Source organism: Lachnospira multipara ATCC 19207 (assembly GCF_000424105.1).
In the GTDB taxonomy this organism is placed as follows: Bacteria; Bacillota; Clostridia; order Lachnospirales; family Lachnospiraceae; genus Lachnospira; species Lachnospira multipara.
In genome coordinates this window covers 124,628-148,927 of record NZ_AUJG01000003.1, presented here as the reverse complement: position 1 = coordinate 148,927, position 24,300 = coordinate 124,628, and the positions used below count along the sequence as shown (strand labels likewise).

At 35.1% G+C, this 24,300-nt stretch carries 25 protein-coding genes; 21 read left to right on the top strand and 4 right to left on the bottom strand.

All coding sequences use genetic code 11. The features are described 5' to 3' along the window. Positions 1–18: 18 nt before the first annotated feature. Together G600_RS0104885 and G600_RS0104880 are read right to left on the bottom strand one after the other, a co-directional pair. The gene (locus G600_RS0104885) at positions 19–720 is read right to left on the bottom strand and encodes a response regulator transcription factor (RefSeq protein WP_027430944.1); all 702 of its coding nucleotides are present in this window, start codon (positions 718–720) and stop codon (positions 19–21) included. A gap of 20 nt (positions 721–740) precedes the next feature. Then, positions 741–3,113 carry an endonuclease MutS2 gene (locus tag G600_RS0104880; RefSeq protein ID WP_027430943.1) on the bottom strand — a complete coding sequence of 791 codons (2,373 nt, stop codon included), beginning with the start codon at positions 3,111–3,113 and terminating at the stop codon, positions 741–743. A gap of 152 nt (positions 3,114–3,265) precedes the next feature. Between G600_RS0104880 and G600_RS0104875 the strand changes: the two genes are divergently transcribed. From G600_RS0104875 to G600_RS0104795, 14 genes are all read left to right on the top strand, one after another. Continuing rightward, a complete protein-coding gene (locus G600_RS0104875) occupies positions 3,266–4,495 on the top strand; it encodes a S1C family serine protease (RefSeq protein WP_027430942.1) in 1,230 nt (409 codons plus the stop codon). Positions 4,496–4,538: 43 nt separating this feature from the next. Next, positions 4,539–5,477 (top strand): 3'-5' exoribonuclease YhaM family protein, encoded by a 939-nt coding sequence (locus G600_RS0104870; RefSeq protein ID WP_027430941.1) that lies wholly within the window; start codon positions 4,539–4,541, stop codon positions 5,475–5,477. A gap of 144 nt (positions 5,478–5,621) precedes the next feature. Beyond that, a complete protein-coding gene (gene rlmD, locus G600_RS0104865) occupies positions 5,622–7,109 on the top strand; it encodes a 23S rRNA (uracil(1939)-C(5))-methyltransferase RlmD (protein WP_027430940.1) in 1,488 nt (495 codons plus the stop codon). A gap of 720 nt (positions 7,110–7,829) precedes the next feature. Beyond that, positions 7,830–8,357 carry an NUDIX domain-containing protein gene (locus G600_RS0104855; protein WP_242826352.1) on the top strand — a complete coding sequence of 176 codons (528 nt, stop codon included), beginning with the start codon at positions 7,830–7,832 and terminating at the stop codon, positions 8,355–8,357. A gap of 32 nt (positions 8,358–8,389) precedes the next feature. Then, on the top strand, positions 8,390–8,767 hold the full coding sequence (locus G600_RS13780; protein WP_242826351.1) for a histidine phosphatase family protein: 378 nt from the start codon (positions 8,390–8,392) through the stop codon (positions 8,765–8,767). Positions 8,768–9,014: 247 nt separating this feature from the next. After that, the gene (locus tag G600_RS0104845; protein WP_027430937.1) at positions 9,015–9,311 is read left to right on the top strand and encodes a hypothetical protein; all 297 of its coding nucleotides are present in this window, start codon (positions 9,015–9,017) and stop codon (positions 9,309–9,311) included. 30 nt (positions 9,312–9,341) lie between these two features. Continuing rightward, positions 9,342–10,196 (top strand): KilA-N domain-containing protein, encoded by an 855-nt coding sequence (locus G600_RS0104840; RefSeq protein ID WP_027430936.1) that lies wholly within the window; start codon positions 9,342–9,344, stop codon positions 10,194–10,196. Positions 10,197–10,361: 165 nt separating this feature from the next. Continuing rightward, the gene (locus G600_RS0104830; RefSeq protein ID WP_027430935.1) at positions 10,362–10,817 is read left to right on the top strand and encodes a GNAT family N-acetyltransferase; all 456 of its coding nucleotides are present in this window, start codon (positions 10,362–10,364) and stop codon (positions 10,815–10,817) included. 9 nt (positions 10,818–10,826) lie between these two features. Next, positions 10,827–11,231, top strand: a complete 405-nt coding sequence (locus tag G600_RS0104825) for a GNAT family N-acetyltransferase (RefSeq protein WP_027430934.1) — start codon at positions 10,827–10,829, stop codon at positions 11,229–11,231. Positions 11,232–11,332: 101 nt separating this feature from the next. Then, on the top strand, positions 11,333–11,857 hold the full coding sequence (locus G600_RS0104820) for a cysteine hydrolase family protein (RefSeq protein WP_027430933.1): 525 nt from the start codon (positions 11,333–11,335) through the stop codon (positions 11,855–11,857). Positions 11,858–11,902: 45 nt separating this feature from the next. After that, on the top strand, positions 11,903–12,169 hold the full coding sequence (locus G600_RS13775; RefSeq protein ID WP_155885937.1) for a GrpB family protein: 267 nt from the start codon (positions 11,903–11,905) through the stop codon (positions 12,167–12,169). Positions 12,170–12,762: 593 nt separating this feature from the next. Next, positions 12,763–13,080, top strand: a complete 318-nt coding sequence (locus G600_RS16150) for an ORF6N domain-containing protein (protein ID WP_051195366.1) — start codon at positions 12,763–12,765, stop codon at positions 13,078–13,080. A 172-nt stretch (positions 13,081–13,252) separates the two neighbouring features. Then, the gene (locus tag G600_RS0104800; RefSeq protein WP_027430931.1) at positions 13,253–13,573 is read left to right on the top strand and encodes a hypothetical protein; all 321 of its coding nucleotides are present in this window, start codon (positions 13,253–13,255) and stop codon (positions 13,571–13,573) included. Positions 13,574–13,627: 54 nt separating this feature from the next. Beyond that, entirely contained in the window at positions 13,628–14,161 is a 534-nt protein-coding gene (locus G600_RS0104795; protein WP_027430930.1) for an RNA 2'-phosphotransferase, read from the top strand. Positions 14,162–14,282: 121 nt separating this feature from the next. On the opposite strand, the gene G600_RS14965 is transcribed toward G600_RS0104795, so the two are convergent. Continuing rightward, entirely contained in the window at positions 14,283–14,735 is a 453-nt protein-coding gene (locus G600_RS14965) for a hypothetical protein (RefSeq protein WP_027436966.1), read from the bottom strand. A gap of 299 nt (positions 14,736–15,034) precedes the next feature. On the opposite strand from G600_RS14965, the gene G600_RS0104780 reads away from it, so the two are divergent. From G600_RS0104780 to G600_RS0104770, 3 genes are all read left to right on the top strand, one after another. Then, the gene (locus tag G600_RS0104780) at positions 15,035–15,325 is read left to right on the top strand and encodes a hypothetical protein (RefSeq protein ID WP_027430928.1); all 291 of its coding nucleotides are present in this window, start codon (positions 15,035–15,037) and stop codon (positions 15,323–15,325) included. 120 nt (positions 15,326–15,445) lie between these two features. Continuing rightward, the gene (locus G600_RS0104775; RefSeq protein ID WP_027430927.1) at positions 15,446–16,501 is read left to right on the top strand and encodes an ORF6N domain-containing protein; all 1,056 of its coding nucleotides are present in this window, start codon (positions 15,446–15,448) and stop codon (positions 16,499–16,501) included. Positions 16,502–16,574: 73 nt separating this feature from the next. Then, the gene (locus G600_RS0104770) at positions 16,575–17,081 is read left to right on the top strand and encodes a GNAT family N-acetyltransferase (protein ID WP_027430926.1); all 507 of its coding nucleotides are present in this window, start codon (positions 16,575–16,577) and stop codon (positions 17,079–17,081) included. A 92-nt stretch (positions 17,082–17,173) separates the two neighbouring features. On the opposite strand, the gene G600_RS0104765 is transcribed toward G600_RS0104770, so the two are convergent. Continuing rightward, positions 17,174–17,512: a hypothetical protein gene (locus tag G600_RS0104765; RefSeq protein ID WP_027430925.1), complete on the bottom strand. Its 339-nt coding sequence runs from the start codon at positions 17,510–17,512 to the stop codon at positions 17,174–17,176. Between the two features lie 176 nt (positions 17,513–17,688). Here G600_RS0104765 and G600_RS0104760 point away from each other — a divergent pair, with 176 nt between their 5' ends. From G600_RS0104760 to G600_RS0104745, 4 genes are all read left to right on the top strand, one after another. Then, complete coding sequence (locus tag G600_RS0104760) at positions 17,689–19,020, top strand: sigma-70 RNA polymerase sigma factor region 4 domain-containing protein (RefSeq protein WP_027430924.1); 1,332 nt, start codon at positions 17,689–17,691, stop codon at positions 19,018–19,020. A gap of 160 nt (positions 19,021–19,180) precedes the next feature. Further along, positions 19,181–19,933: a hypothetical protein gene (locus G600_RS0104755; protein WP_027430923.1), complete on the top strand. Its 753-nt coding sequence runs from the start codon at positions 19,181–19,183 to the stop codon at positions 19,931–19,933. Positions 19,934–19,958: 25 nt separating this feature from the next. Continuing rightward, the gene (locus G600_RS0104750) at positions 19,959–22,835 is read left to right on the top strand and encodes a YfhO family protein (RefSeq protein WP_027430922.1); all 2,877 of its coding nucleotides are present in this window, start codon (positions 19,959–19,961) and stop codon (positions 22,833–22,835) included. An 18-nt stretch (positions 22,836–22,853) separates the two neighbouring features. Further along, positions 22,854–24,119, top strand: a complete 1,266-nt coding sequence (locus G600_RS0104745; protein ID WP_027430921.1) for a hypothetical protein — start codon at positions 22,854–22,856, stop codon at positions 24,117–24,119. Positions 24,120–24,300 lie beyond the last annotated feature (181 nt).

Below are 24,300 nucleotides of genomic sequence, written 5' to 3'. Positions count from 1 at the left end.
TATTCTCCCGTTAATGTCTTATTTTACAACAAATTTGTATCCAATACCCCAAACGGTCTCAAGGGCCCAGTGGTCATTGTCCTTTATCTTTTCACGAATTCTTTTAACGTGTACATCTACTGTACGTGTATCTCCTGCATATTCATAACCCCAGATATTATCTAGTAGCTGTTCTCTTGTAAACACCTGATTTGGTGCAGCTGCAAGGAAATAAAGTAATTCAATTTCCTTAGGTGGCATATCGATATTGCTGCCAGCATAGCTTACAGCGTAGTTGTCTAGGTTAATTGTAAGGTCTGGGTATTCAACACATTTTGAATTAGAGTTTTCTGCTAGAGAAAGCTGTGGAAGGTGGTAGCGACGAAGCACTGCCTTAACTCTTGCCACTAATTCCTTAGTTTCAAATGGTTTAATCATGTAGTCATCAGCGCCAAGCTCAAGTCCTAAGACCTTATCGAAGGTTTCCCCCTTTGCAGATAACATAATGATTGGTGTGTTGCTATGCTTTCTAATTTCCTGACAAACCTGATAGCCATCCATGCCTGGAAGCATTAAATCAAGGATAATTAGATTTGGCTTGAAAGTCTGAAACTGAGAAAGAGCGCTTTCTCCGTCATAAACTATAAGTGTCTCATAGCACTCCTTTGTTAGATAAAGTGAGATTAATTCGGCAATATTCTCATCATCATCTACGATCATTACTTTTTGTTTTGTTGCCATTTTATTTTTCCCCTTTTTTATTATTTAAAATCTACGATTGTAACGCCTGCGTCGCCCTCCCCGATATTTCCAAGTCTAAAGCTTGCAATATATGGAACGCCACGTAAATAGGCGGTAATACCATTTCTTAGGGCTCCAGTACCCTTACCATGTACAATTCTTACCTGTGGAATCTTTGCAATATAAGCATCATCTAGGTATTTATCAAGAACTGAAATGGCCTCATCAACAGTATATCCAAGTAAGTTGATTTCAGTTTTTACATGAGCGGCCTTGCCCATCTTTATCTTGCTAGAACCAGTAGAAGTTTTAGATGCATTTGCCTTAGACTCCTCTGGGTCCTTGTAGTTTTCAAGTATCTCTAAATTCTTAATTGGCATCTTAGTTGATAAGCTACCAATAAGGACATTTACTTGTTTCTTTGTTGGGTAAATATCAGTAATTCTACCGATTACATTCATTGTAAGAACGCGAACATACATGCCCTTCTTGAAATCTTCAATGTTAGAAGATGTGTGCTTTGTAAGCTTAGCAGGTTCAACCTTAAGCTTTTCATTTCGCTTATTAATCTTAGTTCTAACTTCAGTTCTGCGCTTTTCAAGCTCTTTAACAGACATGCCGGATTTATTCATAACCTTAATTGTCTCATCTGCGTAGTCCTTAGCCTCCTGTAGGATGGCAGCAGCCTGTTCGTTGGCACGACGTAAAATCTTATCCTTACTCTGATCGATTTTTTCATTCTTAGATTCAAGCTTTTCCTTAAGACTTTCAATCTCAGCCTTGTAAGCAGTGATTTCTTCCTTCTCACGTTCTAGCTTTGCTCTAGTATTCTCAAGGTCTGTAACTAAGTCCTCAAACTTAATGTCATCTTCTTCTAGACGCTTGCTGGCATCCTTTAAAATGTATTCAGGTAGGCCAAGCTTCTTAGAAATAGCAAAGGCATTACTCTTTCCTGGTACACCAATAAGTAGCTTATAAGTTGGACTTAGAGTTTCTACATCAAATTCACAGCTGGCATTCTCAACTCCTTCAGTAGTAAGGGCATACATCTTAAGCTCTGAATAGTGAGTAGTTGCCATAGTTGTTACATTTTTATTCTTTAAATGGTTAAGAATAGATGTTGCAAGGGCTGCACCCTCAGTTGGGTCAGTACCGGCACCAATTTCATCAAAAAGCACAAGGCTTTTTTCATTGGCATGGCGTAAAATCTTAACCTGATTTGTCATATGAGATGAGAAAGTAGAGAGAGATTGTTCAATACTTTGTTCATCACCAATGTCTGCGAAAACATTTTCAAAGACAGCAATATCAGAATGCTCGAGAGCAGGAATGTTAAGGCCTGCTTGAGCCATGAGGGTTAGTAAACCCACTGTCTTTAGGGAAACTGTCTTACCACCAGTGTTTGGACCTGTGATAATAAGTAGCTTAAAATCGCGGCCAAGGTAAATATCAATAGGAACTACAACGTGCTGTTCAATAAGTGGGTGACGACCCTTCTTAATGTTAATAATTCCGTTGTTATTCATAGTTGGTCTTGCGGCCTTCATCTGCTTTGATAAATTTCCCTTAGCAAAGGCAACATCAAGGTTTGTGAGAAGTTCATAGTCGCTTAAAAGTACGTCCTGATATTCATTGGCACTTGCACTAAGCTTAGCTAAAATGACTTCAATCTCTGCCTGTTCCTTTAGTTCTAATTCTTTAATGTCGTTATTTAATTTAACAACTGAAGCTGGTTCAATAAAGAGTGTAGAACCTGTAGAGGACTGGTCATGTACCATACCTGGAACCTGAGACTTATATTCAGCCTTAACAGGAAGACAGTATCTTCCGTTTCTTGATGTAATAACAAAATCCTGTAGACAATTCCTTACGCTTGAGGAATTTAAAAGACGGTTAAGCTCTGTGTGAATCTTATCGGAGCTAAGTCTTTTGTTTCGTCTAATGTCACTAAGTGTAGCGGATGCCTCATCTGCAATCTCATCTTCTGAAAGAATGCAGCGCTTAATCTGATTGTTAAGGCTAGTGGCCTCTTCAAGGGCATCGATGCTTGGTTGAAGACTATCTTCTTTATATTCGTAATATTCCTTGATTTGCTTAGATAATGTAAGTATATCACTAATGTTTAGAAGTTCTCTAGTGTTAAGTGAACTTCCCATCTTAAGTCTTAAAAGAGAGTCTCTAATGTCACGAACCTTGCTAAAATCAAGGCTGCCCTTCTGGAAAATTCTAGAAAGAGCGTCATTAGTTTCGTCTAGCTTTTCATTTATAATATTAATATCAGTTTCAATCTTTAATTTTCTAAGAATTGCCTTAGCTCCTTCAGAGGAAGCCTTAGCAACTAACTGTTCTTGTATCTTGTTAAATTCTAATGTATATATTGCTTTCTTATTCAAGAAAATGTCACTCCTAACTAATAAATATATCTAATAGGTACAAATAAAAATAGTGCACCAAATTAATTTTATCTTATTTTGAGGTAAAAAACCATAATATTGTGTATAATATAGAATGTAAAAAGGGTTTTATTTATAAAGAAAGGGTTTTTATGACAGGCGACAACGGGGAGAATTCAGATTTTGAGCTATATACTGAAAAGGTAGTTTTAAATCCTAGAGTGAAGTATAAGAAATTAATTAGGATTGTTAGAATTATAGTAATCATTATCTGGATACTTGCAGCAATAATATTATTATATAAATTGGTTTGGCCAAAGATTAAGGCTAAGATTATAGAGAAGAATACTGAAGTCATCTATATTGAGAAGGATGACTATGAAGATTATTTTGATGATCAGTACAGTGAAGATGATATTCCTGATATTGGGGATGACTATGATAGTGCCCTAAATAATCTTAAATCTATGGTGGATGCTTGTAAGTTAAGTGTGGTAACAATTGATTATAAGTATAATGACCTTGAATCTGAACTTGGCGATAACAGCGCTAATCAGATGCCAGGGGTTATTGTGGGGCATGTTAATTCGGAATATTTGATTATAACAAGTGCAAGTGTAAGAGATAAGAATGATAAGGCTGTTGAGTTGGTAGTTAATTTTAGCGATTCAAGTCAGGTAGTTTTAAGTCAAGTTTACACTTTAGAAGAATTAGGTTTAAGTTTATATAAGTTTAGTGATTCTGCGATTTCTGTGAATATAAGAGATTCCTTAAAAGTAGCAACACTAGGTAATTCCTATGTGCTAGATCAGGGAGATATGTTGATATTTGTTGGAAAATTGCATAGTTCTGTGGATACAATTAATTATTGTACTATTACAAGTTTATCTACAAAGATAGCCATAGACCATAATTTCGAGATACTTGAAACTAATGTTGCTAAGACTAGTGGCGATTATGGATTTTTATATAATTCAAGTGGAGCCTTAGTTGGCATAACTTATGAAAGTGAAAATGCTACAGTAAAGGCACTTGGTTTATCAGATTTAAAATGGATCATTGAAGAGATGATTAACAATCAAGGGGTAATGTACTGCGGTATTGAAGGACAGAATATTACTGATGAATTGGCAGAGAAATATTCCCTTCCAACAGGGGTTTACATTTCTTCTGTAGAGATTAATTCACCGGCTTATTTAGCGGGCTTACAGGCAGGAGATGTAATTGTTGAAGTGGATGGAAAAAGCCTTTTGACAATTCAAGAATTTAGTGAGAAACTATATCAGAAATCAGATGGTGATGTAATGGAAATTACCGTTAAGAGAAAAGGTAAAGATAGCCTACAGATGATAACTTTTGACGTTACAGTTAAAAGAAAGTAGGCAGGTTTAATTAGAAAGGATAACTAAAGGTTAGAGAAACAAAATGAGATATATAGAGACATTAAAAGATGGAGAAAGAATTAGCGAAGTTTATTATGTAAAGCAGAAACAGATTGCCCTTACAAGAACTAATAAGGAATATGGCAATGTAATTCTTGCTGATAAGACAGGCCAGATTGATACTAAGATTTGGGACTTAAACTCTGGTGGAATTCAGGAGTTTGAGGTAGGCGATTTTGTAGATGTATCAGGCCAGATTTCAAGCTACAACGGAAGCCTTCAGTTTAAAGTTGAAAGAATTAGAGTGGCTAATGAAGATGAATATGTAATTTCTGATTATGTACCATCCTCAAGATATGATGTGGAGGATATGTTTAAGGAATTACTTGGCTTTGTAGATAGCGTTAAGAATGAATATTTAAAGCAGTTACTTAATTCCTTCTTTAGAAATGATGAGATTTTTGTTAAGGCATTTAAGAATACATCAGCAGCAAAGACAGTTCACCACGGTTTTACAGGAGGCTTACTTGAGCATTCCCTTTCAGTAACAAGACTTTGCGACAAGATGGCAGCAAATTATGATTATTTAAATAGAGACTTACTTATTAGTGCAGCTATGCTTCATGACGCAGGTAAAACTAGAGAGTTATCAGAGTTTCCTAAAAATGATTATACAGACGAAGGAAATTTCCTTGGACATATAGTAATTGGTTATGAGATGGTTATGGAGAAAATCAAGAAGATTGAAGGCTTCCCAGAAATTCTCAAATTAGAAATTGGACACTGTATCTTAGCTCATCACGGAGAATTAGAATATGGTTCTCCTAAGAAGCCAGCAATTGCTGAAGCTATTGCTCTTTCAATGGCAGATAATATTGATGCTAAGTTAGAAACTCTAAGAGAAGCACTTGATGCTAAGGAAACTAACGATTGGATTGGTTTTAACAGATGGTTAGATGCTAATGTTAGAAGAACTATCTAAGAGCATTGTTCTTAAGGGGTTGTAGTTTAAGGGCATTGATGCTTTTAAGAATATATTAACGTTTTGGATTGAAAAAAAGAGACATTATTAAGACAGCTTGTGACGATTCGTTGCAAGCTGACTTTATGTATAGAAAGGATTAACATGTCATATAAAAAGAACGACACAGTTAAATTAACAATTACAGATTTAGGAACTAGTGGAGAGGGTATAGGTAGAGTTGATGGCTACACTTTATTTGTAAAGGATGCCCTAATCGGGGATGAAATCGAAGCCATGATTATTAAGGCTAAGAAAAATTATGGCTATGGCCGTTTAATGAAGATCCTTAAGGCTAGTCCTGCAAGAATTGAGGCAAAATGCCCTGTGGCTAGACAGTGTGGTGGATGCCAGATTCAACAGATGAATTATAAGGCACAGCTTGATTTTAAGCGTTCTTTAGTGGAGGGAAATCTTGAAAGAATTGGTGGCTTCACAGGAGCTTCTAAATTAGAGGTTCTTCCAGTTATTGGTATGGAGTCTGAATTTAATTATAGAAATAAAGCCCAGTATCCTGTGGGATTAAACAAAGAAGGCAAGATTGTTATGGGCTTTTATGCAGGAAGAACTCATTCAATTATTGATAACCAGGATTGCCTTATTGGTGCTAAGGAAAATGTCTACATTTTACAAAAAGTTAAAGAGTGGATGGAGGAAAATGCTATCCCTGCTTATGATGAAACTAAGCATAAGGGACTGGTTCGTCATGTACTTATTAGAACAGGCTTTACAACAGGTCAGATTATGGTCTGTCTTGTAATTAATGGAAATGGCTTAAAGGCGGAGCAGGCAGATAAGCTTAATGAGAAATTACTTTCAATTGATTTTAGTAAAATTAAGACAAGTGCTGCTTCAAGATTTAATGACTTAGAATCAGAAGAATTAAAAAAGGACTTAAAAGCTAAGGGTGATGGTGTTGCAAGAATTACATCTATTATGCTTAATTTGAACAAAAAGGACACCAATGTAATCTTAGGGGAAGAGTGTAAAACTCTTTATGGCAGCAGTTATATTGAGGATTTTATTGCAGATATTAAATTCCAGATTTCACCACTTTCTTTCTTCCAGGTAAATCCAATTCAAACTAAGAAGCTCTATTCTAAGGCTTTAGAATTTGCAGGTCTTACTGGAGGAGAAGTGGTATGGGATATGTATTGTGGAATTGGTACAATCTCTCTTTTCCTTGCTAAAAAGGCAAAGGAAGTGTATGGGGTGGAAATAGTTCCTCAGGCCATTGAGGATGCTAAAAATAACGCTAAGATTAATGCCATTACAAACTCTAACTTTATGGTGGGTAAGGCTGAAGAAGTGGTTCCTGAAATCTATGGTAAAGATGGGGATGCTTCTGCAAAGCATCCAGATGTAGTTGTAGTTGATCCTCCAAGAAAGGGTTGCGATGAGGCGCTTCTTAATACACTTGTATTAATGGCACCAAAAAGATTAGTTTATGTAAGTTGTGATTCAGCAACACTTTCAAGAGATCTTAAGTTCTTATGCGAGAAGGGATTTAAGGTGGAGAAGGTGCAGCCTGTGGATATGTTCCCTCATACTGTGCACGTAGAAAATGTTGTGTTGCTCACAAGAGTGAACTAATAGAAAACCTTAGCATCTGTTTACGCAGATTTTATGGAAAAATGCTAGTATATAAAAAAGGGTAGCATTATAAAAATAATTCCTCTTTTTATAAAGGAACATCATCAAAATTTATAAAGGAGAAAAGTGTAATTAGAGAAGATATAAGTATGCAAATTAGTGAAAAAATTATGATTACAATTTTACACAGTATTAAAAGATAATTAGGCTTATTCTCTTTAATTCGTAAAGAATACGTTTTGAAAATATTATTTTCTGTATGTTCCATGATGTAAATTTTAAGGACAATAGAAATAATAATAAAAGCATACCCTGTAAAATTAAATGCAATAGTATAATTACTAGCTAATTGTAGTTGCTCTGAAGAATTAGATGTATAAGGGTCTATGGATGTGGGGAGAAAACTGATGAAATGATATTTTCCTAGAATTACCATTGCGATAATGGTGATCCCAATTAACCAAAGTAGATTAGAAAGTAATTTCAATTTTTTCATAATAATCACATCCTTATCATCATATAATGTAATAGTATAGCATAAATTTTTTTTAATTGTATACGCCTTTGTGGGAAAACCTGCAAGTCCTGAAAGTAAGTTTACTCCAGGAGATGTTCAGATGATTGAAGATTATCTATGCATTCGAGGAAGAGGAGCGTAGAATCAAGTTTTGATCCTAATTGAAAAATTTAATGTAACGAAAGCATGGTTGTGGAGGGAAAATGAGAAACGGTAATATGAGAAGATTATTTACAATTGATCTTAAAGATTATAGAGAGGATTTTAGGATTTTCAGAAGACCGTCTGTTAGAACAATCATACGAAGAGAAGGCAAACTTCGCATGGTATACAGCCCTGTCGAGAAGTATTATAAGTTTCCTGGTGGAGGAATCCGTGGTAATGAGGACAGGATAGATACGCTCATTAGGGAAGTGCGAGAGGAAACAGGTCTTGTTGTTATACCGGAAACCGTTAGAGAATACGGCAGCGTTTTGAGAAGACAAAACAGTGATAGAGATGAGAATACCATTTTTGAGCAGGAAAATTTCTATTATTTCTGTGATGTAAGTGAAGCAAACATAGGGCAGGATCTTGACAGTTACGAGGAAGAATTGGAGTTTACTTTAAGAGATGTTGATATTGACGAAGCAATCCGGGTAAATGACGAGTATACCAGTGAGAACGCTTTCAATTATCAGATGATAAAGAGAGAGCTGCGTGTGCTTCAAATGCTGAAAGAAGAAGTGTAGATACTATCCAAGCGGCTGCTGATTATTTTTCTATGAGTATCATCACGGATGAAAGATTCTGCGAGAGAAAGAGCGGTGAACACGGAAATGGAATGGGACAATTTTCTAAAAGGTGGACAAATTTTGATTATGCGGAGCAAGGTGGAGAATCCCTCAGATCAACGCAGGAACGCAATGTCAATGCCTTATTTGATGTTCTTGACAGGTTTAATGGGAAAACAATTGTCATAGGTACGCATGGAACTGCACTTAGCACCATTCTGAATTATTATGATCCAGCATTTGATGTGGATGATTTCCTTCGGATCATTGATTGGATGCCGTATATAGTGGAATTATCATTTATAGGTCATGAACTGATAGATAAGAGGGAATTGGCTCATATTTATAAGGAATATCAAAAGTGTTGACTAAGTGTGGTTGTCTAGAAAGAATTGTTATCTAGAATACATAGAAAAAATTAGGATTCAATATATATACCAATAGCCAGAGAAACTTATTTATATGAAAAATTGGTGACCGACTCAAAGATTATTATAGTCAATGTTATCACAATCCAAGCACAGGGATGAAATCAGAAAGAGCATGTGCCAAAAAGCAAGTTGACAGTGACACAGTTCAGAATTACAATAGTGTCAGAAAGCGAGGTGGCACAAGATGAGGATTACAACTCTTGATGAAGCCCTTAAAAGAATAAAAAAATTAGAAAAAGAGGTTGCCGAGCTTAAGGCGGAAAATGAAACGCTTCGTAACCGTAACTTCGGTGGTCGCAAAAAACATGATGAAGCTTGGATGGCAGCATACAATGATTTCATTTTGAAGTATGAGAGTGGCATGACTCTTATGGAGATTGTGGCAGAGGGGGATGTCAGCAGAAGAACAGCATATCGCTATCTGGCATATTATAGGGAATTGCAGAAAACTGCAGATGATTCAAAAATTGTCCGAAAGTGAACACTTTAATCGGATTTTATTGGAGGATATATGGCAAAGACAATAAAAAAAGAAACTATACATGCTGCAGGCATAGATATAGGTATTTACACAACTGATTTTAAGAATGAATTTATATCATTGACAGATATAGCTAGGTATAAAAGCATTGATCCTAGAATTACAATTCATAACTGGTTGCGTGGAAGAGACGTGGTAGAATTTCTTGGGCTTTGGGAAATTTTACATAATCCTGATTTTAAACGTATCGATTTCGATACGTTTAAAGAAGATGCAGGTACAAACGCGTTTGTATTTTCAATAAAGAATTGGACAGATAAATTAGGCGCTATAGGTTTGTTCACAAAATCCGGAAGATATGGTGGTGGGATATATGCGCACATTGATATAGCTTTTGAATTTGCATCTTGGATTTCTCCGGAATTTAAGCTTTATATCATCAAAGATTACCAACGGCTCAAGTCCGACGAAAACAGCCGATTGTCTCTGAATTGGAATCTGAATCGTGAGATAGCAAAGTTGAATTATCGCATTCACACAGATGCTATTAAGGATAATCTTATTTTGCAGGAGCTTACACCGGAGCAGATTTCATATAAATATGCAAATGAAGCGGATATCCTGAATGTGGCATTGTTTGGTATGACGGCAAAACAGTGGCGTGAAAATAATACTGATAAGAAAGGTAACATTCGAGATGACGCAACGCTGAATCAACTTCTTGTACTGGCAAATATGGAAAGTTATAACGCAATTCTCATAGAACAGGGGAAAGCAATGTCGGAGCGTCTTGTATTGCTTAGAGAATTAGCTCTTAAGCAGATGGAAACTTTATCTGCTGTCAGTATGGATGCTATCAAAAGGCTTCCAGGAGGAGAGTCGTAAATGAAAAAGAAACAAGATGAACCAGAAGAGGTTCCGGATCGTTTAAAGTGGCAAATTGTGACTTTAAACGGAAGCAACAATAAACGTGGAATGGACATAAAAAAATGCCATATGCTTTGAAATATTTTCAGATGATATAAAAAACAATCATAGGAGTGAAAAAACATGGAATATAGAGTGGCAACTTTGGATGATATTGATTTATTGACGGCTTCCCGTGTTAAAGTTTTAAGAGCGGCAAATAAGTTAGATGATTCTGTTGATATGACAGAGGTAGAAAAAGAATCTTATAATTATTATAAAAAGGCATTGGCAGACGGTACCCATTTTGCGATTCTCGTAATGGATGATGGTAAATTCATAGGCGCAGGCGGTGTTAGCTTTTATAATGTTATGCCGACCTATCATAATTCAAGTGGCAAGAAAGCCTACATCATGAATATGTATACAGATCCGAACTATAGACGGCAAGGAATTGCGTACAAAACATTAGATATGCTTGTTAATGTTTCAAAAGAACGTGGAGTTAAACAGATATCATTAGAAGCAACAGATATGGGGCGACCTTTATATGAGAAATATGGTTTTGTTAAAATGAAATCAGAAATGGAATTAATTTAGGAGGCAGCGTTGGATATCAAATATACAGATAAACATGATTTTAATAAAAATGAACTGGAAGAATTATTTTTGTCGGTTAATTGGTCTTCAGGTCATTACCCGGAAAAACTATGCGTTGCAATGAAAAATTTCAACACAGTTTTTTCTGCTTACGATGGGGATAAATTAGTCGGGATGGTATGTGCTATGGATGATGGAATAATGAATGCATATGTCCATTATTTGTTAGTTAATCCAGAATATCACAATCAGATGATTGGCAGAACACTAATCAATAAGATTAAAGATAAGTATCAGGATTATCTTAGAATAGCTGTAATTGCTTATGACAATGAAATGCATTTTTACCAGAACTGTGGTTTTGAAAAGAGTAATGATGCATCGCCAATGTTTATAACATCTTTATGGACATAAAAATGCTGTGAATACGCTCTAAAGAGGATAGATTGGTTAAAATATTGAATTATAGCTAAATGTATCGTGGTTGCTATAGATAGGACTTGGAGGAATATTAAGTGAAGCTCATTGTGATAGACATACAAAAAGGGATTACGGATGAAAGATTATATGATTATGCTGGATTCTTAAAGAATGTGACAAGTATTATTGATGCCGCAAGGAAGAATAGTGTTGAGGTTATTTATGTTCAACACGATGATGGACCCGGGACAGGATTTTCTATTGGTGATGTGGATTTTGAGATAGCCGACCAGGTTGCTCCGGAAGCCGGAGAGAAGATTTTTGTAAAAGAGATTAACAGTTGTTTTGGGAATAAAGAGCTTGCTACGTATCTTGATAAACAGAAAGACAAGGAACTTATGATTGTGGGGCTTCAGACAAACTTTTGTATTGATGCCTCTGTGAAATCAGCTTTTGAAAGAGGATACAGAGTAATTATTCCAAGGGGAACGAACTCTACGTTTGATAATGATTACATGGATGGAGAAACGACTTATAAATATTACAATGAAATGATGTGGCCAAAGAGATTTGCTGACTGTATTTCATTGGATGATGCAATTAAAATGATGGAGAAATAGCTTAATGAGAACAAAACATGTTGTTGTACTTCCTTATGATGAAAACTGGAAGCAGGACTTTATTTACAGAAACATCATTTATATGTGTGTCCGGAGGATTCTTTGGAATTGAAAAGACATTTGGCATTCAGGGATTATCTTAGATTGCATCCAGAGGATGTAAATGAATACAGCAAAGTTAAAATAATTCCTCTTTTTTATAAAGGAACATCATCAAAATTTATAAAGGAGAAAAGTGTAATTAGAGAAGATATAAGTAGGCAAATTAGTGAAAAAATTATGATTACAATCTTACACAGTATTAAAAGATAATTAGGCTTATTCTCTGTAATTCGTAAAGAATACGTTTTGAAACTATTATTTTCTTTATGTTCCATGATGTAAATTTTAAGGACAATAGAAATAATAAAAAAAGCATACCCTGTAAAATTAAATGCAATAGTATAATTACAAGCTAATTGTAGTTGCTCTGAAGAATTAGATGTATAAGGGTCTATGGATGTGGGGAGAAAACTGATGAAATGATATTTTCCTAGAATTACCATTGCGATAATGGTGATCCCAATTAACCAAAGTAGATTAGAAAGTAATTTCAATTTTTTCATAATAATCACATCCTTTTCATCATATTATGTAATAGTATAGCATAAAATTTTTTAATTGCACACGCATTTGTCGGAAAACCTGCAAGTCCTGAGAGTAAGTTTACTCCAGGGGATGTTAAGATGATTGAAGATTATCATAACCTCAGAGAAGAGCTGCAAAAGCGTCTTATGGCTTATATGGAGACTCTGAAGAAGATAGAGAGTCTTGAGAATATGTAGGAAAGAGTTTAAAAAATTGAAAAGGTGGTTTGCGGTCGATTTTTGCGACCGCAAATAATTATGTTTTAAACGCGGAAGCACATGAAGTCGCAAAATGCGACTTCAAGAAATGGTTCATTTTTTGAAGGGCAGGGTGGTGGTAGAAGAAAAATGCCTTATGCTTTTACAGAGCAAGGAATCTATATGTTAGCGACAGTTCTTAGAGGTGAGTTAGCTGAGCAACAAAGCATTTTTATCATGCGTGCTTTTAAGGAGATGCGTCACTTCATTGCTAATAATGCTCTAATGTTTGAGAAGATTAATGCTATCGAACTGAAGCAGTTGGAATATCAAAAAGATACAGATGAGAAGTTTGGCAGGATATTTGAGTATATGGCAAATCATTTGGCTCATACCTAAAAGAGGTTATAAAAAATGGTTCTGTGGTTAGTAATCGACTCGTAAACATAGGTAATGGAAGGCAAGGCTACGAGAGGGTTTATGAGTATAAAGGAAATTACTATACAATGACAGGAATTGGTACGAATGGTTTTATTGTTTCAGCGTATCCATTTAGAAAGGATGATTTATAATGTATACAATCAAATTGATGAATGAGTATCTTCATGGCCCTATATGGGTATACGATGAAGAGGGATTTATAAGAAGGAAATATCCATTAATCGATAGCAATGAAGATTTAAAAAAACTGAATGAACAAGCAAGAAATCTATATGATTCTTTTTATTCATTTAATGAAGACGATAGCGCATGCGTTTTTGATGAGGATGGATATAAGGCAGCGTATGAAGAGATGATTGGCATAATTAAGCAAATAGTTCAGAAATTGCAGTCAATTAATAATAATGATTTTGTGATTGAAGACTATATTACGAAAGATATTACTGATTAATCTTGAAGAAATTAGGTTAAAAGAAAAATACGGAAAATAAGGAAGGGATAATATATGAGTTTAAACGATACAAGCAAATTCATGAGTCTTATTCTTAGGCATAAACCAGAGACAATAGGCATCAGCTTAGATGAACATGGCTGGGCCAATGTCGATGAATTAATTGAAGGAATAGCAAAGACTCATGAATTTAACATGGATATTTTGGAAGAGATTGTCAGGACTGATAATAAACAGAGATATTCATTCAATGATGATAAGACACTAATAAGAGCTAACCAGGGACATTCAATCCCGGTTGATGTGGAGCTTGAAGAAACTGAACCGCCGGAAGAATTATGGCATGGTACTGGTGAGAAGTATGTTAATTCTATTGATGCGCAAGGACTGATTCCTAAAAGCAGATTATATGTACACTTGTCGAAAGATGCGGACACTGCTGTAAAAGTAGGTCAACGCCATGGCAAGCCAGTATTGTATATTGTTAAGGCAGGAGAGATGCATAGAGAAGGATATAAGTTTTTCTTATCTAAGAATGGTGTATGGCTTACTAAGGAAGTTCCGGTTAAGTATTTAATAAAGCAATAATGAAAATTGGGCAAAGGAGAATATCCAATGCCCATTTGTTATTTATATAGTTCGGTCGATTTTCATACCACGCTTTTCGAGCTGCGTGAGGATGAACTCATATAAAGCGCCTAAGTTAACATTAACGATTTTTCCATCGTTCAACTGCTGCTATTATTTCAGGGTCATTTTCAGGTGCATAATTGGGGTTATCAATGAGACTTACTTTTCCAATTTTTCCAAGTATACCTATTGCAATACCATCAAATACTGTTTGTGCCTCATCGACATATTTAGCAACATCCACTTTGAAGTATAAATATCCCAAAAATTCATATGGGTCAGGGATTGGTTTTTCGAAGCCGCCATACCAATAGAAGAGGTTGGCCCAGTTAATGACTTCTTCAGGGGTGTTGCAGTTTGCTTTTAAATAATCGAACCAGCAGTTAAATATATCATTCCATGAATACTCATCTAATAAAGCAGAAGCTCTATCGTAGTATTCTTCTTCAACTTCTTCTGGAATATCATTATCGTTAAAATCATAGTTGAATATATAATTGGTTTCTGCCTGAATATGTTCTTTGTTATCCATTACTTCTTCCTCCATTCGGAACCTTTATCAAAAAGATTCGGATTTTCTTTATATAATTTATCAAGTGCTGCTTTTACCTTAGGTAATGATTTTGAGTTAGGCCTAAAATGACCGCTACTATTATCATATGAATATATTTTACCATCGAAAAATTTGGTGACCAACTCAAAGATTATTATAAGCAATGTTATCACAACCCAGGCTCAGTGATGAAATCAGAAAAGAGCATGTGCCAAAAAGCAAGTTGACAGTGACATAGCGTAGAATTAAAATAGTGTCAGAAAGCGAGGTGGCACGAGATGAAGATTAAAACTATTGATGAAGCCCTTAAGAGAATAAAAGAATTAGAAAAAGAGGTTGCCGAGCTTAAGGCGGAAAACGAAAAGCTTCGTAACCGTAACTTCGGTGGTCGAAAAAAACATGATGAAGCTTGGATGGCAGCATTCAATGATTTCATGTTGAAGTATGAGAGTGGCATGACTCTTATGGAGATTGTGGCAGAGGGGAATGTCAGCAGAAGAACAGCTTATCGCTATCTGGCATATTATAAAGAACAGCATAAAATTGCAGGGACTTCAAAAAGTGTTTAAAAGTGAACACTTTAACTATAAAGTTAAAACCGGTCGAATTCGATGGGGTTAAAAAGAAAAAAGGTTAAAACGTAGAATCTTGAGGTCAAAATTTTTTACCTCAAGATTGGAAAGGAAAATATGGGCGATAAAAAGAAGGAAGTGGTCGAAAATACTGAATTAGTTCCAGTAGAAGTTACAGAAGAATTTTTGAGAGAAATACTATATGAAGTTCGTGGCGTAAAGGTAATGCTTGATGCAGATTTGGCAGAAATATATGGATATGAAACTAAAAGGTTAAACGAGCAGGTAAAGAGAAATATAGGAAAATTTCCTGAAGACTTTATGTTTCAAGTGACTGATGAAGAAGTGAAAATTTTGTGGTCGCAAAATGCGACCGCAAATATTAATTCAATGTCGCGTAGTAATTCATACGTTTTTACAGAGCAAGGATTGTATATGTTAATGACAGTTTTAAAAGGAACACTGGCAGAAAAACAGAGTATAGATTTAGTTCGTACTTTCAAAAAGATGAAGGACTATATTATTGATAACCAGAGTCTTATTGGTCAGCGTGAAATGATGCAGCTATCAATGCAAACTGCAAGCAATGTGGTCGAGATAAAAAAGCTCCGAATGGATCTTGTTTCTGTGGAAAAACAAATGTCAGATGTCATGGATGGACTTAGCGATGTTGTGACAAAATCTGATCTTGCAGACATGATGAATAGTTTTGTTAGTGACGAGGATAATGGCTGGCTCATGTATAATACAAAGTATTGCAGTGCGGATGTGGCATATTCTTCAATATACAGTAAAGCCAAGAAATCAGTATATCTTGTTGATAATTATATTGGAATTAGAACGTTGGTACACTTGAAAAATGTTAATTCGGGAGTGGAGATCAAGGTGTTTAGTGATAATGTAGGTACTTCAAAACTCCACAATATTGAATACAAAGATTTCTGCAAAGAATACCCAACATTAAAAATTACAATGCAACGTACCGGTGGAATTTTCCATGACAGATTTATTGTTCTTGATTACGGAACAAAAGATGAACGTGTATTCTTATGCGGCGCATCGTCAAAAGATGCGGGTGGTCGAATTACAAGTATTGTAGAAGATTTTGGAATAGATAAGTATAAACCGATGATAAAGAAATTATTGCAAAATGGATTATTGCAACTTCCATAGGAGAAAGTGATAATAAATGATAAGATGACATTGATAGATTATTAGAAAAGATAAAATTATGGAGGTGTGAAAAGTGAGACTGAGACCATATAAGAGCTGTGATGCCAAAAGGATTATTAGCTGGATAAGGGATGAAGATGTCTTTCATAAGTGGGGCGGAGATCATTTTGGATTGTACCCTATTAGTGCAGAGACTGTTGATAACAAATATTTAAAGGATAACGGCGATTGCAAAGAGGAAGATAACTTCTATCCTTGGATTGCATTTACAGATGAAGATGGTGTTATTGGGCATTTTATCATGAGATATATTCATGGAGATAACAAAGTCCTTCGTTTTGGCTGGGTAATAGTTGACGACTCCATTAGAGGAAAAGGTTATGGAACAAGTATGCTTCGCACAGGACTTAATTATGCTTTTAATATCCTTGGAGTCCAGACTGTAACAATTGGTGTATTTGAACATAATGACATTGCTCATAGCTGTTATAAAAAAGTTGGCTTTGTCGATAAAGAGATTGTCCCACATGAGAGAGAAAATATCATTGAAATGGCAATTACAAAAGAGGAATTTATTTGATATACAGCGTGTGAATGTAAACAAATAGTATGTAAGAAATTAAAATTTGATGCGTCCCAATATTATAAAAAATGGACGCCTCTTTACTTGTTCTAAATTGGAGTGCTTTCGTCTAGCCAGGCAATCTCTTTTTCGACTTGCCAGAATGTTTTTCCCTCGAAGGGAGTAGCTTCAAGAAACTGTTTTTTGATTGAATCTAAATTATTACCATGTATTTCCAAAACTCGGTCATAGGAAAGAGTTCCATCATTGTTTAATATAGAATGATAGTATTTATTATCTTCATTCTGAGCTTTCCATCGATCAATGAAGAAAACAGATTCAATATCATCTGTTTGAGCCTCTAACCAATAAATATAGCCATTGTAGTAAAGTGTTGCTTCAGAGAACCATCCGGTATCAAGAAATTGATCTAAATTACCATTAATCATAATCCGTACTCCTTTAAATATTTTTTGTTATCGCTATTTTGCTATACAAAGAAAACAGTTATACTGACTTTTATTAATTTAAGTGTTATAATTATACAGAATATGGGTATGTATACATTTTTATCATACCAAAGTGAAGTTAAGTAATGAGAAGAAATAATAAGAGGAGTAATCATATGAATAACGAAACTATGCTTTCGTCACTAGTTAGAGGAGCGTTAAATAACGAGAACAGCAGAGAAGAATTTCTTAAGAAAATGTATGATGACGTGTATGCCTTAGTTTATCCGGTTATGAAAAACAAGAATGATTCTAAGGATTACACAGAAGATGCCCTAGATTATGTATATGATAATCTATCCCAGATTAATTTAAATAAGAACATTTATCGACAAATCGCAACATTAGTTTCTAGTTTCTTAGTCAAGGATTTATTAGAAGAAGCTAATGATTACGAATTAAAGGATTGTGCTTATAGTTATGATAATTTAAAGGAAGATGAGGAATTACATAACGTTTGCAAGAATAATGTTACAGCCTTTAGAAACGTGAAGGACTTTAAGGGTTGTGGAAAAAAGTTTAAAAAGTTGCCGGCTGTTCTTATGGCAATGTTAGAGCTTTTCGGTTATGAGATGCGAAGTGTAGCAGAGATTGCAAAGCTTACTAATCTTAGTGAAGATAAGGTTAGAGGTTTCCTTAATGAAATAAGAAGACATTATGGTTATGAAATCTTAGATGGATTTAAGGCAATTAGTGAGGATACTAACGAGCTAGATGGCTTTGAATTTATTGATGAGAATATAAATCCTGATTTAGTTACAGTTACTAATTTGAAGGAAAATGTTACAAGGGTTGAAACAGCTCCAATTCCTGAAGTTGAAGCAATAACTGAAGATTCAGAGGAAGATTTAGAGTTAGAGACATTATCAGTTGAAGCTGATGATGACTTTGAAGTTGATAAGAGTGAGACTGATGGGGAAGAAAAGGAGGAGAAAAAGGCAGGCCCTATTGTGGGCTTCTTTGCTAGACTTTTCCCAGATCTTTCTGTGGGTCAGGCAAGAATTGTAACTGTGGCTTTATTTGGCTTGGTGGTAGCAGTAGTTGCCGTTCTTGTATTTGTGCCATTACTAGGTAAGGATGAGGTGGCATCAGATCAGGTTCAGGTTGAATCAACTACTGAGGCTGAAAGCGAAACAGAGACTAGTGAGGCAACAACTGCTAGTCAAACAAAGGCAGCAACAACAAAGGCAACAGTTGAGTCTACAACAGAAGCTACAAAGTCATCAAATAGTACAACAACTTCTAGTACTGAAACTACAACAAAGGCTACAGAAGCAGCTAGTTCAAATGATTCACAGGATTCAAAAAGTTCACAGAATGTAGAAGAGTCTGGTAAGGAATCAGGAGAGGGAAGTTCTAAGGAAAGTTCCCCAAAGACAGATGATAGCACAGGAGCTAATGCTACTGAAGCAACACAGGAGGCAACTACAGAAGCAGCAAGTAATTAGTTAAACAATATATTTTATAAAGGAATGAAATATGAACAACAACACACGATTTAAAAAGCCTCTAAGAAGGCTATTATACGGAGCGAGTGCTGTTTTAATTTTATTTTATCTCATTGTTTTATATCTAGGGCTTAAACCTGATGTAGGTGTGGAGTATGAAATGTATTACATTAGCCACGAAATAACTGAGTGGCCGGGTTACGGTAATCTAAGTTATGACTATGGTCAAGTGGAGTATTTGACTGAGAATACTTATCGTAACAGTGATGGTAAATACGTAAGCCATCCCGTAGCTAGACGAAGAGGTGATGGATGGCATACTTCAGGAAGATTTGATGGTACTTGGTCTAATGACGAAGAATCGATTCTTTACTACATTTTTAATGAAGATACGAATAAGGTAACAATCAGCATAACAGTTAAGGATTACTTAACCGAATACGGTTTTGTAAGAGCTAATTCAGGCCTGACTATGAAAGATGCCGCTGTTTTATCTAAGCAGAGAAAGTCGGCGGATAAAATAGTTTCAGGAACAATTGAAACGGCAATAATTGCAGCTACTGATGAGGGAAACTCTCATAGATCCTGGGTGCTTAAGGTGATTAATATGGCAAAGGAAGCCAATACTAATGGAGAAGAGTTAACACTTCTTTCTGTAGCTAGCGCTTTTCCATCTGAAAGCTTAAGAAGAGCATCTTATACAGGTTGTGAGTATGTAGAGCCATCAACGGATGGAACTTGTTCGGTAGATATTTATCTTGGTGAGACTTATATAGGTACATTTAATCAGCCGGGAGAGTTTGAATTTAGTGTAGATGCAGACATAGTAAAGGATGAGCTTTACGAACTAAAATTTGTCTCAGATGAAGATACAAGTTTCCTTTTATGGAAGGTTAACATAACGAATCAATAAAAAATAAAAACTAGGAGTTAGATTTATGAAAAAAAATCGATTAGGGTCTCTAATTAAAGAATTTAGTATTCCAGGCCTTATAACACTTATCACACTTTTAGTGGTTTTCTTACTAAAGGGAATTTGGCCTCTTGGTCAAAATAGAATTGATTTCTTTGATAACATGCAGCAGGTTGCCCCATTATATGCTCATTTATGGGATTTCATGCATGGCAAGGCAAGCATTTGGTTTGATTGGTACACAGGCTATGGTACTAATGTTTCAATGAGTATTTCAGCATTTTCAATGCTAAGTCCATTTAATATCTTATTATATTTTTGCCCAAGAGATTACATTTTAGAGTTTATCTCAATTCTTACATTAGTTAAATTAACTTTTGCTTCTGTAGCAATGTATGGATATCTCTATGTTAGCTTTAAGAACTTAGATAGAAAGGCAAAGGTTGCTCTTTCTGTTCTTTATTCATTTGGTGGATATGTAATTGTTTACGCTTCATGCTTTACACCATGGATGGATATTGTAGCAATTTTCCCACTTCTTATGATGGCTTACGATAGATTATTCTACACAGGCAAGAAGTTATTCTATACAATCATGGTAGCAATTATGTTTATTATTAATTACTATCTTGGTGCTATGTCGCTTATTTACATTCTTTTAGTTGGTGGAATCAGAATGTTTGCTACTGGAGATAGAAAGGCTTGGAAGAAGAAGACTTTAAATACTGGTCTTGGTACAGCAGGTGGTCTTGCACTTTCTTGCTTCGTGCTTATTCCTGTATTTATGCAGCTTTCTACTTCACAGCGTGGTGGCAGCAGTGAAAGTTTAATTTCACAGTATTTAGGTTGGATTGTTAAGCCAGTGGCTACAAGCATTTCCCTTGGTATTATTGAACGTTCTATTATGATTTTTGGACTTTCTTTCTGCTTCGTGTTTGTAATCGCAGCAATGATTAGAGAAAAGAAGAATTCAAAGAACTTTAAGGAAAGCTTAGGAATGCTAATCCTAGTTTTAGCTCCTGTAGTTTCAGAGGGTGTAAACCTTATGTGGCACTTTGGTTCTTATAACGGTTATACCTTAAGAAATGGATTTATTATTGCCTTTACAATGATTATTCTAACAGCAAAGTATCTTGAGATTCACATGCAGGATTCTTATGAAAATGCATCTAGAAAGCCACTTATTAACGATGATAAGCTTTCTAATAAGGAAAGAATTATTAGCTGTTTCCTTATAGCCTTTGTTTGCATTGGCTTTGCTCTTCTTTATAACAAGGCAGGAAGCCTTGGAGAAATGGCTGGCTTTATATTTGTAAATGCAGTATTTGTAATTTTCCTATTGATTTACATTTTCATGCTAATTAAGTCAAAGAAGGGGCTTAATCTTAAAAGGGTTATTTCTTTCATGATCGTGGAGGTATTCTTAGGAGTATATGCCTTTACTGGCCCACCTAAGTTCTACAGCTACGCAGCTTACCAGTATGGCGATTATGTTCAGTTAGCAGTGGAGGCCGCTAATAACCTTGAAATTGAAGAGTCTGCAACAGATAGAATTGTAAACCCTGATATTTCCCTTAATGCTAACTATCCATTGATTTTAAGAAGAGGCGCAACATCAAGCTTTACAGCAGCCCTCCTTGAAAATACACAGGATTACAGTAGAAACTTTGGTTACTCTAAGTACTTCTTATGGTTACTTGATTCTGGCGGAACAGTATTTACAAATGCCTTATTTCACGTGACTGAGGCAGTTAATCAGTTAGATTTAGATAATTATTTATATACACTTGAAAGACAGGAAGGGGACTTTAAGTTATATTCTTGTAACTACACACTTCCTTTTGCCATGACTATTAATAAGTCTATCTTAGATGAGGGCTTAGCAAATTATGGCGATGCAACAAATTGGGACAGAGGCGCTCATGGCGACTGGATTGATTTACATAACATTTTCTATTCAGCAATGGTAAACGATAGCGAGGCTACTCTTGTAAAGCGTTACGAGGATGAGGCAGAGATTTCAAAGACTGACACAGTTCTTTCTGCAAGTTATTCTTACTACATCAATGGTACACAGGCACTTTATATCGGTCTTGATACTAATAATGATGATAACGATGCTAACTCATCAATGCTTTATGAGGACTTAACTGTCTATGTAAACGGTGAGGCTGTCAATGCTTCAACTCTTGGTGATTTAGAAAATGTATCAACACCTGATAACTACAACAATGGTCTTCTCTACTTAGGTACATTTGCAGATGAGGATGTAGAAATTGTTGTTGAGTGTAAGGATATTGATAATTACGAAAGACTTATTACAACAGTTGGTGGAGTTGATTTAGGAAAGCTTGGAGAACTTTGCGATTCTTATAACAACAATACAGAATATGAGGTAAGTTATGATAACTCCTCTTTAACACTTACATATAATAACTACTATACAGAATCAGAATCTGATGATTCAGATGGTAGCGTTTCTTCAGATTGCTATATTATTATGCCAGTTATTTATAATAGCGATAATTGGAGCGTAACAATTAATGGAAAAAGCGTAGAAGCAGATAATGTATTTGGCTTATTTACTGGGGTTAACCTAGAAGAAGGCAATAATACAATTACTCTAGAATTTAAGGCAAAGGGTACAACACCAGGTCTTTTAATTTCTATAATTGCTTTAATTATTATTGTTGCTGGCAGTCTTTATGGATATTTTACAAAGAAGGGTAAGTTAAAAAGAGTTGCTCTCTTTGGAGTTTGCGAAAAGATTCTTTCAAGAATTGCGGTTTGGGTATACGGTGCAATCTTTGTACTCATGACAATATTTATGTTTGCAATTCCTATCGTTACTAGTGTATTTGCAAATCTAATTCAGATCTTTAAAGGCTTAATGAATTTATAGAAAAGGAGAGTGCTATTTATGTCCAAAATAAAAGACAAATTTAGAAGGCTCCTAAAGGAAAACGTAAATTTTAGAATATTAATGACAATTCTTATGGTATGGGGGCTTTCAAGACTTATAATGATTGCCCTTGTGCCAATCACTAATTTGATTTGTGATACTCATAAGGATTTTGCCATGTCCATAAATGTGTGGGATGCAGAGCATTACGCAGACATTATGAAATACGGATATACTTATCCAACAGATGTGGACCCTCAGGCTAACTGGGCATTTTTCCCACTTTATCCTTTGATTTGCATGTTTGTAAGAGCCATAAGTTTTAATCATCTTTCGGCTTATGTAACAGGTATGATTGTGTCTAACATTTGCATAATAATTGCTGCTTTCTATTCCGCAAAGATTGTTACGGATTTAGGTCTTAACTACGGAGATGGCAAGAAGGTCAAACTAAGAGGCAGTGAGAGTAAGGAAGGAAAAGTTGAATATTCTTGGATACTTATTTCAATCTTACTTTTTGCTAGTCCTTATGCTTTTTATGCAGGTTCAACTTATACAGAGAGTCTTTTTATAATGACTATTGCTTTAAGTTTCTACAATATTATAAAGAAGAACTACTTGGCAGCGGGCTTTTTTGCCATGCTTACCTCAGCTACTAGAATAGTTGGTTGCATACTTGTTTTCCCAATTATTATAGAAATGTTCTTTGATTGGATAAGACTTGAGGATAGAAAAATTCCTCACATTAAGGACTTTAAAAAGTTTTGTAGATGTTTATGGGATTTCATTCTTTATGAATTAAAGAGACCAGTTGATATATTCTCAGTGATGATTGCCCCTCTAGGTACATTTGCATATATGTTCTTCTTAAGAATCTTTTGCGGTGACCCTTGGGCTTTCATGCATGTGCAGATTGCATGGAGAGATGATAACTACTTTCCAATTATTGAGGTTTTATGGAAGGCCTGCACAGGCCAGCTAGAGCTAAGATACACCTACATGGGTTGGTTTTGTATTGTAGCTTTCGCCCTTTATGGATATATGATTTATAGAAAATATATCTCTATGGCGATTTTTGGAATTATAGCTCTACTTATTCCACTAACTAGTCATGTTATGAGTACACCTAGATTTATTATTGGAGTTTGGGTAACTTATATTGGAGTTTATGACCTTTTAGCTAGAATGCCAAAAATCTTAAGAGTGCTTATCACAACGGCTTTAATTGTTATAGAAAGCTTTATGATTTTTTATTGGTATCAGGAATTTTATTGGTTTATGTAAGTATTGGCTTTAGTGAACTTTTTATGAAGGCTATAATTTTACTTGTAATATTCATATTTAGGTATTATAATTAACAAGCTTGTGAAAAAACTGTCAGTTTATGAGAGTTTTTGCCTTATATAGGGCATTTTTAAACAAGTGATTACTATTAGATTAAAATTTAGATTAGATTTTTAGGAGG